This window comes from Fibrobacter sp., from assembly GCA_017503015.1.
Classification (GTDB): Bacteria; Fibrobacterota; Fibrobacteria; order Fibrobacterales; family Fibrobacteraceae; genus Fibrobacter.
This window is the reverse complement of the sequence record JAFVTX010000058.1, coordinates 21,195-36,203: the sequence shown is the minus strand read 5'-3', so window position 1 is coordinate 36,203 and position 15,009 is coordinate 21,195. Positions and strand designations below refer to the sequence as shown.

At 54.4% G+C, this 15,009-nt stretch carries 14 protein-coding genes; 4 read left to right on the top strand and 10 right to left on the bottom strand.

Annotated features, from left to right (window positions below; translation table 11 throughout):
* The first annotated feature begins 137 nt into the window (after positions 1-137).
* Both serS and lexA read left to right on the top strand, forming a co-directional pair.
* A complete protein-coding gene (serS, locus tag IKB43_11035) occupies positions 138-1,424 on the top strand; it encodes a serine--tRNA ligase (GenBank protein ID MBR2470661.1) in 1,287 nt (428 codons plus the stop codon).
* A gap of 189 nt (positions 1,425-1,613) precedes the next feature.
* Complete coding sequence (lexA, locus tag IKB43_11030) at positions 1,614-2,267, top strand: transcriptional repressor LexA (GenBank protein ID MBR2470660.1); 654 nt, start codon at positions 1,614-1,616, stop codon at positions 2,265-2,267.
* A 137-nt stretch (positions 2,268-2,404) separates the two neighbouring features.
* Here the strand turns inward: lexA and IKB43_11025 are convergent, their stop codons facing one another.
* On the bottom strand, positions 2,405-3,451 hold the full coding sequence (locus tag IKB43_11025) for a hypothetical protein (protein MBR2470659.1): 1,047 nt from the start codon (positions 3,449-3,451) through the stop codon (positions 2,405-2,407).
* A 3-nt stretch (positions 3,452-3,454) separates the two neighbouring features.
* Positions 3,455-3,982: a peptidylprolyl isomerase gene (locus IKB43_11020; protein ID MBR2470658.1), complete on the bottom strand. Its 528-nt coding sequence runs from the start codon at positions 3,980-3,982 to the stop codon at positions 3,455-3,457.
* Between the two features lie 126 nt (positions 3,983-4,108).
* On the opposite strand from IKB43_11020, the gene lepA reads away from it, so the two are divergent.
* Positions 4,109-5,929: a translation elongation factor 4 gene (gene lepA / locus IKB43_11015; GenBank protein MBR2470657.1), complete on the top strand. Its 1,821-nt coding sequence runs from the start codon at positions 4,109-4,111 to the stop codon at positions 5,927-5,929.
* Positions 5,930-5,950: 21 nt separating this feature from the next.
* A complete protein-coding gene (gene lepB, locus IKB43_11010; protein ID MBR2470656.1) occupies positions 5,951-6,874 on the top strand; it encodes a signal peptidase I in 924 nt (307 codons plus the stop codon).
* Here lepB and IKB43_11005 read toward each other — a convergent pair.
* From IKB43_11005 to IKB43_10970, 8 genes are all read right to left on the bottom strand, one after another.
* A complete protein-coding gene (locus IKB43_11005) occupies positions 6,867-8,489 on the bottom strand; it encodes a carbohydrate binding domain-containing protein (protein MBR2470655.1) in 1,623 nt (540 codons plus the stop codon). The two genes, lepB and IKB43_11005, sit on opposite strands and share 8 nt — an antisense overlap.
* Positions 8,490-8,631: 142 nt before the next feature.
* A complete protein-coding gene (locus IKB43_11000; GenBank protein ID MBR2470654.1) occupies positions 8,632-9,393 on the bottom strand; it encodes a TIGR03915 family putative DNA repair protein in 762 nt (253 codons plus the stop codon).
* Positions 9,394-9,604: 211 nt separating this feature from the next.
* Positions 9,605-10,855 (bottom strand): putative DNA modification/repair radical SAM protein, encoded by a 1,251-nt coding sequence (locus IKB43_10995; GenBank protein ID MBR2470653.1) that lies wholly within the window; start codon positions 10,853-10,855, stop codon positions 9,605-9,607.
* A gap of 131 nt (positions 10,856-10,986) precedes the next feature.
* Positions 10,987-12,243 carry a DegT/DnrJ/EryC1/StrS family aminotransferase gene (locus IKB43_10990; GenBank protein MBR2470652.1) on the bottom strand — a complete coding sequence of 419 codons (1,257 nt, stop codon included), beginning with the start codon at positions 12,241-12,243 and terminating at the stop codon, positions 10,987-10,989.
* Positions 12,244-12,274: 31 nt separating this feature from the next.
* Positions 12,275-12,751 (bottom strand): thioester dehydrase, encoded by a 477-nt coding sequence (locus IKB43_10985; GenBank protein ID MBR2470651.1) that lies wholly within the window; start codon positions 12,749-12,751, stop codon positions 12,275-12,277.
* Position 12,752: 1 nt separating this feature from the next.
* Positions 12,753-13,946, bottom strand: a complete 1,194-nt coding sequence (locus IKB43_10980; GenBank protein ID MBR2470650.1) for a beta-ketoacyl synthase — start codon at positions 13,944-13,946, stop codon at positions 12,753-12,755.
* On the bottom strand, positions 13,943-14,629 hold the full coding sequence (locus IKB43_10975) for a DUF3261 domain-containing protein (protein MBR2470649.1): 687 nt from the start codon (positions 14,627-14,629) through the stop codon (positions 13,943-13,945). Before IKB43_10975 ends, IKB43_10980 begins: the two co-directional genes overlap by 4 nt.
* Complete coding sequence (locus IKB43_10970) at positions 14,575-15,006, bottom strand: acyl-CoA thioesterase (protein ID MBR2470648.1); 432 nt, start codon at positions 15,004-15,006, stop codon at positions 14,575-14,577. The genes IKB43_10975 and IKB43_10970 overlap by 55 nt, the downstream gene beginning before the upstream one ends.
* Positions 15,007-15,009 lie beyond the last annotated feature (3 nt).

Here is a 15,009-nt window from a genome sequence, read left to right as displayed (position 1 = left end):
GAAGGAAGCGAGGGGAAGGCTTTCCCCTACACAATCTAGGAGTCTATTTCATCCTTCGTTCCCAGCCACTAGCCACTAACCACTAACCACTTTTGCTAAATTTACCCGCGTAAAATTTTTATCATCCGAGGCATAAAATGCTTGACATCAAGAAAATCCGCGAAAATCCGGAATACTACATTGCTGAAACCGAAAAGAAGTACACCACAGTGAGCCTGAAGGACGTGCTCGCCATCGACAACGAACGTCGCCCGCTCCTCACCGAAGTGGAACGCCTCAAGAGCGAACGCAACGCCGAATCCAAGAAGATTGGCGACCTCAAGAAGAAGGGCGAAAACGCCGACGAGGCCGTGGCCGCCATGCGCGCCCTGGGCGACAAGATTGACGAACTCGACAAGAAGCTCAAGGATTTGGACTACAAGCAGACCGAAATGCTCATGCACGTGCCGAACATCGCCCCGCGTTCCCCGGAAGGCAAGGACAGCTCGGACAACGTGGTGGAGAAGGACGGCCCGATTCCGTTTGACTACTACACCAAGAACGATGACTTTGCCCGCGTGGACCACAAGACCCTGGGCGAACGCCTCGGCATTTTTGACTTCGAACGCGGCGCCAAGATTTCCGGTAGCGGCTTCCCGGTCTACCGTGGTCTCGGTTCCCGCCTGGAACGCGCCCTCATCCAGTTCTTCCTCGACGAACACCAGAAGAACGGCTTCGAGGAATTCACGCCGCCGTACCTGGTGACCCGCAATACCATGCGCGGCACGGGCCAGCTCCCGAAGTTCGAAGAAGACATGTACCGCTGCGACAAGGACGACGACCTGTTCCTCATCCCGACCGCAGAAGTGCCTCTGACCAACCTCTATGCCGGCGAAGTGATTCCGGAATCTGAACTTCCGAAGCGCATCTGCGCCTACTCCGCCTGCTTCCGCCGCGAAGCCGGCTCCTACGGCAAGGATACCCGCGGACTTCTCCGCCTGCACCAGTTCAACAAGGTGGAAATGGTCTACTTTGCCCACCCGGAACACAGCTACGAAGACCACGAGGAACTCACCCGCTTCGGCGAAAAACTCCTGGAAAAGCTCGGCCTCCCCTACCACCGTCTGGCCCTCTGCAAGGGCGACCTCGGTTTCGGTGCCGCCAAGTGCTACGACCTGGAAGTCTACGCTCCGGTGGAAAAGAAGTGGCTCGAAGTCAGCTCCTGCTCCAACTTCGAAGACTACCAGGCACGCCGCGCCAACATCAAGACGAAGATTAACGGCAAGAACACCTTCGTGCACACGCTGAACGGTTCCGGACTTGCCACCCCGCGCGTGATGGTGGGCATTTGCGACAACTACCAGCAGAAGGACGGCTCGCTGTTGATTCCTGAAGTGCTGCGTCCGTACATGGGTGGTCTCGAGAAGATCGAGCCGAAGAAATAGCCCTGTTTGCGGGCAGCCGCAACAGCAAAAAATTCAAGCAAGGTCTAGCGGCCTTGCTTTTTTGCTGTTATCTTAAAGCAACCATTCAAAAAAAAATGAAATTTTGTGCAGTGAACCTATTGACAAATGCCCAATTGTGCATTATATTTATGGTATAGAAATTCCAAACCCTATACTGGGAGGTTCAAAATGGAACATTCAGGCAAAAAAAAGGACTTGACCGACCGCCAGGCCGAGATTTACGAATACATCAAGAAATATTCCAGAGAAAACCACATGCCCCCTACCGTCCGGGAAATCGGCACCCATTTCGAGATTTCCTCCACTAACGGGGTCCGTTCCATCTTGGCCGCCCTCATCAAGAAGGGCTACATCAACCGTTCTCCCCGCCTTAGCCGCGGCATCGAGATTCTCGATACCGACAATGGCAAGAACGCCTCTACCGCCCGCAGCAATACCGTCGAGATTCCCATCGTGGGTCGCGTGGCCGCAGGCGCTCCTATCTTGGCCGTCCAGAACCTGGAAGGCACCGTCACCGTCGATAGGGATTTCCTCGCCTGCCGTAGCGACGTGTTCGCCCTGAGGGTCCGTGGCGATTCCATGATCGACGCCGGCATCTTCGACGGTGACCTGGTCTTTGCCCGCCAGCAAAAATCTGCCGAACGGGGCGAAATCATCGTGGCCCAGATCGACAACGAGGCTACCGTCAAGTATTACCAGCCATCTTCCGACCATATCGAACTCAGGCCCGCAAACCCCAAGTACCGCCCCATCATTGTCAAGAGCAACAAGGACTTTTCCATTGCAGGGCGCGTCATCGGTGTCATGCGCAAGGTGAACTAGAGTTTCCGCATCTTTAATCGCGCACTTTATTCACACATTTCGGTTCGCAAGATTCGTCGTCGCGGCCATACATATTTAAGCAAAAAACGCAGATCCATCTAAGGGTCTGCGCTTTTTTATTCAACGACCTGTAACGATTAATCGTCCATTTCGGCCAGTTCCTCTTCCGCTTCCTTCAAGTCTGCAGCATCGGGACCGTCCATGAATTCATTGTCCTCATCCTCTTCGTCCAGGGAATCCTGGCCGAGAAGACCCATCTGGTAATCTACCTTACGGGCTTCCTTGGACTGGCCAAGCTTGAGGATGGCGGCACATTCTTCGCAGTAGCCCAGGTGCTTGTCCACCCAGAATTCCGGAGAGACCAGGTTCTTGTTGCAGCGGGTGCAAATCTGGGTCGCCGCTTCCCGGGTAAACGCCAGGTTCTGCTCTTCCAGTTCCTTCAAGATGCGTTCCGTCAGCTCTTCCTGGGTCTCTTCGGCAAGAGAGGCCTTGCGGCGGATCGCCATGGTGGGCTTCTTTTCAAGATTCTTGAGCTCAGAGGACACCTTCTTCTTGTTGGCGCCGTCTTCGTGCTCGTCGATTTCGTAGAACATGATGGTCTTGGAAAGGCGCTTGCCACCTTCCAGGAGCACGGCAAAAGGCAGTTCGATCTTGGGCTTGCCGCCCTTGCCCTGCTTTGTTCCCTTGACTTCGGCAGCAGTTTCCATCACTTCTTCAGCTACAGTTTCCGCTTCAACAGGAGCAGACGCAGGCTTCTTGCCGCCCTTGACCTTCTCGACCTTGTCCTTCTTGACGGTCTTCGGAGTTTCCTTGACGGGAGCGGGCTTCTTGACAGCAGGAGCCTTTGTAGGAGCCGGTTTCTTGGCAGGAGCCTTGGCGGGGGGGTTCACCGCAGGTTTCTTTGCGGGAGCGAGCTTCTTTGCCGGAGCTACCTTTTTGGCAGGAGCAACTTTTTTCGCGGGCACAGCCTTCTTGGCGGGAGCCTTCGCAGGTGCCGCCTTTTTCGCGGGAGCAGCCTTCTTGGCCGGAGCCGTTTTCTTGGCTGGAGCCTTTGCCGGAGCAGCCTTCTTTGCAGGGGCCTTCGCAGCAGGCTTCTTGGCAGCAGCCTTTGCGGGAGCGGCCTTCTTGACAGCAGCCTTTACAGGGGCTTTTTTCGCAGGTGAAGCTTTTTTCTTTGTAGCCATAGATTACTTCTTTTCCAGAATTTTGATGTTTATAATGGGATCGCCCTGTTCAATGCGGCAAACGACGTCTTGCCCGGACAAAACTTTTCCAAAGACAGTATGCTTGCCATCTAGATGATGTTGTGGCAACTGTGTTATAAAGAATTGTGAACCATTGGTGTTGGGGCCACGGTTGGCCATAGAAATCACGCCAGTTTCATGTTTTAGTTCACTAATTTCGTCATCGATGGTATAGCCCGGGCCACCCTTGCCATTGCCCTCGGGGTCACCACCTTGAATCATGAAGCCCTGAATAACCCGGTGGAACGTCAGTCCGTTGTAAAAGCCCTTATTTGCAAGTTCCACAAAGTTCGCCACCGTATTGGGAGCAGCCTTAAAATCGAGGGAAAGGACAATTTCACCTTCGTGGGTGGTAATAATCGCCTGAATTTCCTTAATCTCCGAATAGTCCTTGTTAAAAACCTTGCCCTCGGCATGAGAAAGCACAACGGCAAACAGCAAAGCTGCAAAAATGCGGAAAAACAACTTCATAAGCGAGCAACTACCCCATTTTAATTATCGGTCGTAATATAGAAAAAGTAAAGGGTCAAGGCAAAATAAAATGGAAAAACTATGGGCAGATTTCTATATTTGTGCTGACTTTAAAAGAAATTCCCTATGCCGCAAAACGACAACATCAGAAATTTCAGCATTATCGCCCACATCGACCATGGCAAATCCACCCTGGCCGACCGCCTTATTGAACTGACCAAGACCGTTTCCAAGAACGAAATGACGAACCAGCTGCTGGACGACATGGACCTGGAACGGGAGCGCGGCATTACCATCAAGGCCCACGCCATCCGCATGGTTTATGAGCGGAATGGGCAGGAATACATCCTGAACATGATCGACACCCCGGGGCACGTGGACTTTACCTACGAGGTGAGCCGTTCTCTGGCGGCCTGTGAAGGCGCCATCCTGGTGGTGGACGCAAGCCAGGGAATCGAGGCCCAGACACTCAGCAACCTTTACCTCGCCATCGAAAATGACCTGACGGTGATTCCCGTGCTGAACAAGGTGGACCTGCCGGGAGCACAGCCCGACCATATCGCCCAGCTGGTAGGCGACCTTTTGGGCTACGACCCCGACAAGATTCCCCGTATTTCGGCAAAGACGGGCCTGAACGTGGGCGAAGTCCTGGACAAAATCGTCGACGAGATTCCCGCCCCCAAGGGCGATAGCGGAAAGCCCCTGAAGGCCCTGATTTTTGACTCCGTCTATGACAGCTACCGCGGGGTCATCAACTACATCCGTATCGTAGAAGGCTCCATCAAGGCGGGCATGAAAATCCGCATGATGAAAACCGGCGGAGAATACATGGTGACCGAAGTGGGCACCTTCAGTATGCACCGTGACCCCAGGCCCGAACTTACCGAAGGTATGGTTGGCTATGTTCTTGCCAACGTTAAAACCATCAGCGACGTCAAGATCGGCGACACCCTGACCGACACGGCAAACCCTGCCGCAGAACCGCTCCCGGGTTACAAGGATATTTTGCCCATGATTTATTCGGGCATCTACCCTATCGACCCCGAAGATTACAAGGATTTGCGCGAAGCCCTGGAAAAGCTACGCCTGAACGACTCCGCCCTGAGCTGGGAACCGGAAACTTCCGACGCCCTGGGCTTCGGTTTCCGCACCGGATTCTTGGGACTTTTGCACATGGAAATCGTGCAGGAACGCCTGGACCGCGAATTCGGCGTGGATATCATTACCACCGTGCCCAACGTGGAATACCACGTGTACATGAGCGACGGTACCATGGTGAAAATCGAGAGCCCCTCCAAGCTCCCCGACGCGAGCCGTTACGACCACATCGAAGAGCCCTACGTAAAGGCCCAGATTTTTACACCCAAGGACTACGTGGGTGCCCTCATGACCCTCTGCGAAGAAAAGCGCGGGGAATTCGAAACCATGGAATACATCGACGAGGAGAAGGTCATTCTCAAGTATAACCTGCCTCTCGCCGAAATCATGTTCGACTTCTACGACCGTCTCAAGTCCGTGAGCCGTGGCTACGCAGGCCTGGACTACGCTCCCAGCGAGTATAGGCGGAACAACCTGGTGAAGCTGGACATTTTGCTGAACGGCGACCCGGTGGACGCCTTCTCGGTGATTATCCACAGGGACAAGGCAAGCACCTACGCCAACGCCATCTGCGTAAAGCTGAAAGACCTGATTCCGCGGCAACAGTTCGACGTAGCCATCCAGGGAGCTATCGGCGGAAAGATCATCAGCCGTTCTACCGTGAAGGCCGTGCGCAAGGACGTGCTGGCCAAGTGCTACGGCGGTGACATCACCCGCAAGCGCAAGCTCCTGGAAAAGCAGAAAGAGGGTAAAAAACGCATGAAGAGTATCGGCTCGGTAGAAGTACCGCAAAAGGCGTTCCTGGCTGTGCTTTCCCTTTCGGACAACTCCAACGGAAACGGCGACTAGTTCCGCCATTCACTTTCTGGTATGGCTTCTCTCAGGCACATCGTCAACAAGCGTCAGCTACGGAATTCCAAGACATTCATCTTCTTCTTGGTGTTTCTGCTGGTGCTGTTTTTCGCTGCGGCCCTGTACGGCAGGTTTTACGTGCTGGAGCCCTTAAGGCTCAGTGACTCCGCCATGTACCCCAAGTTCAAAGAAGACGACGTGGTCTGGATATGCAAGCTCCCCCGCTGCATCGATGAACTAAAAGTAGGCGACATCGTCTGGGCCCGCCAAAAGAACAGGGAAACTTTGGTCCGCAGAGTGCTGGCCATGCCGGGCGACAAGATCAAGTTCTACAATAACGGTAAAGTCCGCGTCAAGAACAAGACCAAGCAGCTTGAAGACGAAGAGGTGTTCATCGAAACGCGGAAGATAGATGTTCCCAAGAAGGGCGATACCCTTTACATGAGCAAGCTGAACGATGTGGAACAGGATTACGCCATCAACATCATGATGGAGCAAGGCATTCCCTTCTACATCAAGACATCCCTTTGGCAGGGCGAGCGGGAACTTCCCCTGGACATGCTGGGGGCCCTGAAACTCGGGAACCGTCAAGTCAGCCTTAAAGAGGTGGACCTTCTCCCCTGGCAAGACCGTTACTTAATGGAACTGCAAGTTTTCCAGCGGGAAATCGGAAGCACTCCTGTAAAAATCAAGCGGGAATTCTACAACAAGACAGACTCCAGCCGTATTGAAAAAATCGTCGCACAAGACGACTATTATTTCATCATCAGTGAAAAACTGAAACACGCCCCGGATTCTCGCGAACTGGGATTCTTTTCCAAGTCACAACTGCTCGGTAGATACGTCTACTCTCACCGGCACATTCCAAAAATCGCCGGCGGTTACCTGAACAAAGTTACGGCATTCCTGAAAGACGTTCTGGACCTGAGTTCCGCTAACTAAGCTTGTCCTTGACCACCATAATGCCGCTCTGTTCCAGCTTCGGGTAAGAGCGCATTCCTTCGCCACCCTTGCCTTCGTCCAGGACCTGCAAGAGTTCGCCCTTGGCAGAGTATAGCAAAAGCTGCCACGGACCATTAGGGGCGTTGAAATAGCCGGAATTCTTCTGCACATTGCGCTGGAAGGTTCGATTCAGGCGGTCGGCCACACTTCTGGCCTGCACCAAGGAGATGTCGGCCAGAGACCAAGAAATCGGAGTGCCGCCCATATCAAAAATCAGCAGGGCTTCAGCATCGGAATCCTCTTTCATGGTGAACTTCCAGCTGAAACTCTGCCAGCTGGTGCTCAAGTCCAGGATACGGCCGTTAGCATAGGGCGTGTAAATTTCGGCATCTTTCTTAATGTTCACGTTCAAGGTGCGGGGTTTGTCCGCCTTGGCGCGCATACTGAAAATGTAGGTGACACCGTTCCGAAGAGGCAGGTGCTGCTTGAACTGCAGGCCCCAGGTTTCCTTGCCGCCCTTGGTGATGTTGAAATGGACCACACCGTCTTCGACCTTGACGTCGGCCTTGCCACCCCAGAAATCGGTGACCCAGTTTTCCAGCGGATTCTCGTCAGAAAAATCGCCATTCTGGATAAGGTTTGTTCCTGTTCCCTGGAACCCGGTGACGTAGTCCTTGTTCTGGATAAAATTCGGAATCACGCTGGTGTTCTGGATACCGAGAGGGCTATCCACCGCCACTTCCTTGCCCCAGCCCACAAGCGTATTGAAGGAACTATGGGCGGTCATGTCCATTTCGGGACTGTCGTAATTTCCGGGACCCCAGCTCCAGGCCATCCAACCAATGTTCAGGCGTTCCGCCTCGGCCATGATATGCTTATAGGGGATTTCTTTTGCACCACCGGCAGCCACCGGAGCAAACTCGCCCACCACAAAGGGCAGTTTCAGTTCCACGGATTTTTCAAGGGTCGCGGTAATGCGCTCCTGAACGGTTGCAAAACCCGTACGGGCGGGGTCGTGCTTTTCGCTGGGCCACCACATGTGGATAGAAAAAATCAGGTTGTGTTCCGGATCCGCCTGCAAAAGTTTCGGACCCACGGAAAGCAGAATCTTTTCGTCTTGACCCCACATGTCGGCATCAATCATGATGGGCACGCGGATTCCGGCGGCACGCATCTTGGTCACAATCATGCGGTACACGTCAAAAAATTCGCTTTCGGGAATCTCTCCGGCGCCGGGCTCGTTGCCCACATTCAGAATCATGTATTCCTGATGGTTGGAAAGCACCTGCAGGGTTTCTTCACGAAGCCAGTAGTCCAGAGCATCCGGAAGACGGTCCCAGTTACCCGTGGTATCGTGAATCTCGGGAATGGGAATCATGCCGTTGGCTATGCATAGCCCCATGATGTTGTCCAGGTCGCTGATACGACCGCGGGTATTCCAGACGATACGGACACAGTTGGCCCCGGTCTTTGCGATTTCGGGAATGGTCTTGCCTTCCCGGTCGGTCCAGATGAACATGTGGTTCACCCCGCGAAGGATGACCTTCTCGTTGTCCTTGCTGTAAAGGTACCTGTCCTGAACAAAAAATCCCGGTTTCGCAGCCGTTTTTACCATTGGAACACTCCAGTTATCATTTCTTACATAAAATATATAATCTGGAAAAAGAAAAAGGCCAGGATTTTTTCGAAGTTTCGTAAAAAGAAATCAACCTAGACGGCGAAAAACCGCAAAGTCAGGCGGGTCACATGGTCGAGCACTACGTAACCGCCGTTGCTATGGAGCGCTCCGGCAGGTGGTTCCAGTATCGGACCGGCAGGCAACGCCTCAAAAGCTTGGGGTTCTCCCGTTCCTTGATGGCGATGGACTTGTAGAATTCCCTCCACAGGTCGGTAAAAGAATCTTTCAGGTCCATGGCGCCAGACTTGTAGCCCGGTAACGTCACCACTTGACACCCCGTCCGGTCGTGAAACAGGCCGTAGTCCCGCTTGGAATCGTAAATCAGCCATTTTTCATTGGCGAAACGCTTGGAGAAATGAGTTTCCATAAGGGTCAAGATGTCGTATTTCGGTTCAATTTCGGCACAGAGCATGTTATCGGGCCCTACGGCAAAACGGACCAGGCCAAGCATTCCCCCCGCTTCCCTACGCACGGACTGGCCCAGCTTGTAAAGCGGGAGCATTTCCGCCGAAGCTGGATTTTGGCCGTAACTTGGATCAGCTCCTGAAAACAGCTTTTTCAAGAAGGCGAAAATCTTCATTTCGACCCCCTCCTCTTCGGACAAAAAAGCCGCATGAAGCAGGTTATAAACCTCTTCGCTTGCAAAGTTTACGATGGCGCGATGGAGGCGGGCCGCCGACTCCTCGCTGGTCTCGATATGGAAAGGCTGCAGGAACATATCCGCCGGAGCCGTAGAGCGATCCGGACGGATTTCGCCCACTTCGAGATGCTGGCGGTAAATCTCGAAGACTGCACTGAGAAAGCCTTCGAATGTAGAATCGTATTGGATGGAGAGGGACATAGGCGGTGTGAGGTGTGGGGTGTGGGATTAGTAATGAGTTGTCAGTTATGAGTTGTGAGTTCTTATAGTCGCGCCTTTGGCGCCAAATATATACTGAGGACTGAAAACTTTTTAGGATCTAGGATCTAGGATTTAGGGGTTAGGGGAAAGCCTTCCCCTGGTTCGCACTGCGTAGCTCACCACCCCTTCTTGCCGGAATCATAGTCGCGCCTTATGCAGGCAGGGCCAGCGGGGTGTTGCTGAACAAGTCCAGCTGGCCGGACTTGGGCCGCGGAAGGAGCAGGGGCCGCACCATCTCGGGGTAAAGCCTGCGCAGGCTTGCGGGAGTGTCCGGATGGTAGATGAAGTACTTGGCCCGCTTAAGGACCACCCCCATCTTTTTCAGCTGTTCCAGCCGGATTTTGGCAAAGCGACGGCCCGAAACGATAAGCTGGGCCGACTTGACGCCGATTCCCGGGACGCGCAAAATCATCTCGTAATCGGCATGCTGAATGTCCACCGGGAACATTTCCGGATGGCGCAACGCCCAGCCGATTTTCGGATCCAGCTCCAGGTCCAGGTTCGGATGGGCCTCGTCCAGAATCTCGTCATAGCGGAACTTGTAAAACCGCATAAGCCAATCCGCCTGATAAAGCCGATGTTCCCGAACCAGAGGAGGCTTGGTGGTAAGCACCGGCAGGCGCTTGTCTGCATTGATAGGGACATAGCCCGAATAGTAGACCCGCTTGAGTTTTTGCTTGTTGTAAAAGCCCGAGGTCAGGGAAAGAATCTGGTAGTCCGACTCCCCCGACGCCCCCACGATCATCTGGGTGCTCTGACCCGCCGGCAAGAAACTCGGAGTGTAACGGCTTACGGAAGCCTTGTATTCCAGTTTGCGTTCAGCAAAGAAGTTCATGGGCGCATATACTGAGGCAAAGTTCTTCTCGGGAGCGAGGTACTGCAGGGACTTGTCAGAAGGAACCTCAATATTCACGCTGCTCCGGTCGGCATATAGACCCGCCTCGTACAAGAGACGGGCGCTAGCCCCCGGGATTGCCTTCAGGTGGATGTATCCACCAAAGCGGTGCACTGTCCGGAGCTCCCGGGCGATTTTCACCAGAAGTTCCATGGTATAGTCCGGATCTTTAATCACTGCAGAGCTCAGGAACAGGCCCTCGATATAGTTCCGGCGATAAAACTCTATGGTCAGCTGGATAAGCTCTTTAGGCGTAAAGGTGGCCCGGGGAACGTCGTTGCTCCGGCGGTTCACGCAATAGGCACAGTCGTACTTGCAGGCGTTGCTGAGCAATACCTTCAAAAGTGAGACGCAACGCCCGTCGGCGGCCCAGGTGTGGCAAATGCCGGCACTGCAGGCGTCACCCAGCCCGCCAGGAGGCGCACAGCGGCTGGACCCGCTAGAGGAGCAGGATACGTCGTACTTGGCTGCCGCCGATAGAATCCGCAATTTTTCACGAACATCCATAATTGCCTTTTTGTATAGTTGCTCTTACGAGCACTAATATACATAAAACTGCACAAAAAAGCAATAGGTCTTTCTTTACAATCAAGACTTTTTTGCCCGTTCAGGCAAGATTCAACCATCGATGATTTATGTTAAAAACACTCGCGGATAGCCTGGATGATAGCATCCTGCTGTTCGGGGGTCATCTTGTTGTCGCTGGGGAGGCAGAGCCCGCGGGCAAAGATGTCGGCGCCCACGTCGGTGATGCCGCCCGCGATGTAGGCGTTGGTGCGGGCACGGCCGTTACCCTGCGCGGTGATAAAGGCGTGGTTCATGTACATGGGCTGCATGTGCATGGGTTTCCAGATGGGGCGACCTTCGGCGTTCATGGCGGCAATGCGTTCCAGAATTTCCGTGGGGCAGCTCTTGCCCACCTCGTGGATGTACAGGGCGTCGGTTTCGCCGCGGACCTGCTTGCACATGGCTTCTTTATCGATAATCAGGCAGCTGAGCCAGAAGTTCGGTTCGCTGTTGGCGGCGTCGTAGGGGTTCACCTGCACCGGGAGGCCCTTCAGGCCCTCCTTGTAGCGCATGTAGATTGCCTTTTTCTGGGCGATATGTTCTTCCAAATAAGGCATCTGGCCGCGGACCACGCCGGCGATGACATTGCTCATGCGGTAGTTGTAGCCAACCTCTTCGTGCTGGTACCAGGCGGCCGCCTCGCGGCTCTGGGTGCTCCACTTGCGCACCTTCTCGGCGTCGTCCTTGCTATCAGTCAGGAACATGCCGCCGCTAGAACCGGTAATGATCTTGTTGCCGTTAAAACTGATGGCGCTGTAGTCGCCGAACTTGCCGGTCTGTACACCCTTGTAGCTGGCACCGAAGCTTTCGGCGGCGTCTTCGATAAGGAGGGCATTGTGGCGGGCGCAAATCGCGCGGATTTCGTCCACCTTGCCGGGCGTTCCGTACAAATGAACTAGCACCACCAGTCGCACTTCGGGGTAAATCTCGAACGCCTTTTCGAGCGCCATCGGGTCCATGTTCCAGGTATCGTACTCGGTGTCGATGAAAACGGCCTCGCCGTTCTCGTAGGCGATGGGGTTCACCGTCGCGTCGAAAGTCATGTCGCTGCAGAACACCCTGTGGCCGCGCAGGCTCCCCTCGCCCACCTTGGGCATTCCGTAAAGGGCCTCACCCGCAAGCTTTGTGCACAGGTGCAGTGCGGCCGTACCGGCGGAGAGCGCCACGGCATACTTGCAGCCCACCTTTTCGGCAGCGAGGAGTTCCACCTCGTTGATGTTCGCACCCACGGTGCTCATCCAGTTGGTTTCGTACGCTTCGGTCACATACTTGATTTCTTCGCCGTGCATGGTGGGGCTGCTTAGCCAGACTTTCTTTTCAAATCGCATTTTCATACAGATAAAATATAAATCTTAAATGTTAGTCTTTAGAATCAATTATCGACTTGGCGTCTTCCACCTCGACGGTGCTGAGGGTAGCCGACAGCACCTGCTTGCCGCCTACGGTCGCAATACCGTCGAAAGTGACCGCCATGTCCATGCGCATAGTCTGCTTGACGCAGATTTCCACCACGTCGCCGGGCTTGAACGCCGTCAGTTCGGCCTTGCAGTTGGACACGCTCATGATAAAGCCTTCCTTGGGACTCTTGCCGCAAGAACGTCCGTGGATTCCCGAAAGGGCGGAAATGCTCTGGGCCATGTATTCAAAAGCCACATAAGAGGGAACACCGCCCAGCTCTTCGCTGTAGAATATGCAGTCTGCGGAAATGTCCACCTGGGTCGTGATGGTGATTTCTTGCAGGTCAAAACTCTGGATACGGTCCAGCAGGAGCATCTTGCCCTTGTGAGGTACCAGGGTGGAAATTTCGTCGCGGGTCTTGAATTCCATCTTGTCCATCTTACTTTTTCCCCAAGACTAAAGATACATTACAACCGCCAAAGGCAAAGGAATTGCTGATGCAGTAACGCAGGCCAGGAACCGTTTTGCCGGGCTTCACCAGGTTCAGCGCCGGAAGTTCCGGGTCCATGACGCTGTCGTACAGGTGAGCGGGCAGCGCCCCGTCGTGAGTCAAGGCCAGGCAGCAGAAGGCGGCCTCCAGGGCGCCTGCCGCCCCGAGGGTATGGCCCGTAATGGCCTTGGTGGAACTTGCAGGAACATTTTCGCCAAAAATTCGGTTTACCGCACGGGATTCCATGGCGTCGTTCAGCTTGGTGCCTGTACCGTGAAGGTTGATGTAGCCGATGTCGGAGGCGTCCAGGCCCGCATCGGCAAGAGCAGCAGACATGGCAAGGTATGCCCCTTCCCCGTCGGCACGGGGAGCGGTAATGTGGTCGGCGTCGGCACTTTCGCCAAAGCCCAGCACTTGCAAGCCTTCGTAGCCGGGGCGGCACAGGTCCGGGCAGCTTTCCCGAGTCACCACGAAGTAGGCCGCAGCATCGCCCAGAGTCAGGCCCGAACGGTTCGCGCTGAAAGGATTGGTGGGCCTGTCGGACATTGCTTCCAAGGAGGCAAAGCCGAGAATCACAGAAAGGGAAGCAATGTCCACGCCGCCAACGATGGCGGCGTCGCAAGTGCCAGCGTAAATGTTGTTCCGGGCCGACACAAAAGCGCTGGCACTTGACGCACAGGCCGTAGAATGGACCTGGCACATTCCCGTGATGCCGAAACGTTCCGCAATGTAGCGGGCCGGAAATTCTGCACACTGGTATTCCAGCTTGTAGCCCTCGGGAAACTTGCCCGTTTCCTTGAAGCACTTGAGGGCCGCAAGGGACGATTCGGAGCCATTGTCGCAAGAGCCAATGAAAATGCCCACCCTGTCGGGGCCGAACTTTTCCACCGCATGCCGCACGGTATCGTCCATCTGGTCCAAGGCCGCACGGCTCAGGCGATTCACCCGGTTGTCAAATTCGGCATTCTCCACCCGCGGAAGCATGTCCGGCTCGATGGTGGCCGCAGGCCGCATGACTCCGGCCACGTCGTGCATGGTAAAAACACCCCGTTCCCCGCGGGTAAGCTTTTCAAAAACGTTTTCCTTGTCACCACCCCAAATGCAGTGAAGACCGAAATCATTGACATAAAGCGGACGGTTCATTGCTCCTCTCCCAAGGTGATGTGGTAACTGTAATGGCGCAGGCTGTTGACCAGCGTTATCTCTTTACCCTTGCGCTGGGCGGTAAGTACCAGAGTATTTCCGTCCTTCAATGTCCGCACAAAGTCATGTGCAGGCCCGCGGGCCTCTTCAAAAGCAAAACCTGCCGCCTCAAAATTCTTTTTCAGAGCATCGTAAGGATAAAAGCACACCTGGAAATCCGCAAGCACATATTCCGCCTTCATCTTTTCCACATCCATCACGGAACTTTCAAAATGCAGGGAATCCTTACCATAGGTAATTTCGGCAATGGTAGTACCGAACCCGCTAAACAGCATAATGGAAAGAACGCTATCGTTGGCCCTGACCCAGGAATCTCCCTCGAAGGACTTCAGGGAACCGTCCTGCTGGGTGAATTCCCCACGCAGATGCTGGGGCATGTCCAACTTTTCGGTCATGGCCGTCGTAGGGAGGAGCACCACGGAGCGGGAGTCCGAATAATACACAGGGGCGGTTCCGGGCTTTACGTTGGAGCGGCTGCAGCCAACCAACAGCAAAACACACGCCAGCAGCCCCAACAGGTGTCGCATCTTGCAGCCAGGGGATTTGAAACTACCGGCCATCTTCAAAATCAGGGTTCCGCCTCCAGGGCCGCACGGACCTGGTCCACAAAGCAGGGCGGGCACACCATCAGGGACTCCAGCGTCTGCATGTTCACGGCCATCTGCATGCTTTCGGCCTTGCAAAGAAGCGTGCCCGATTCGGCATCGAAAAACTTGTACGAAAGTTTGAGGCACACCTCATATTCTTCCAGTGTCACCTCGGCGCGAATCCGCTGCATAAAGACCATAGGGCGCAGGTAACGCACGTGCATATCTACCACGGGCCAGGCAAAACCGCTCTTTTCCATGGCATAATAGTCGTACTTGATCTTGGTGAGCAAAGCACAGCGGGCCATTTCCATGTACTTCACGTAATTGCCGTGCCAGGCCACCTTCATGGAATCCACGTCGTAGAATTCCACCTGGAATTCCACCGTCGCCTTCAGTTTTTTCTGTGCCATGGC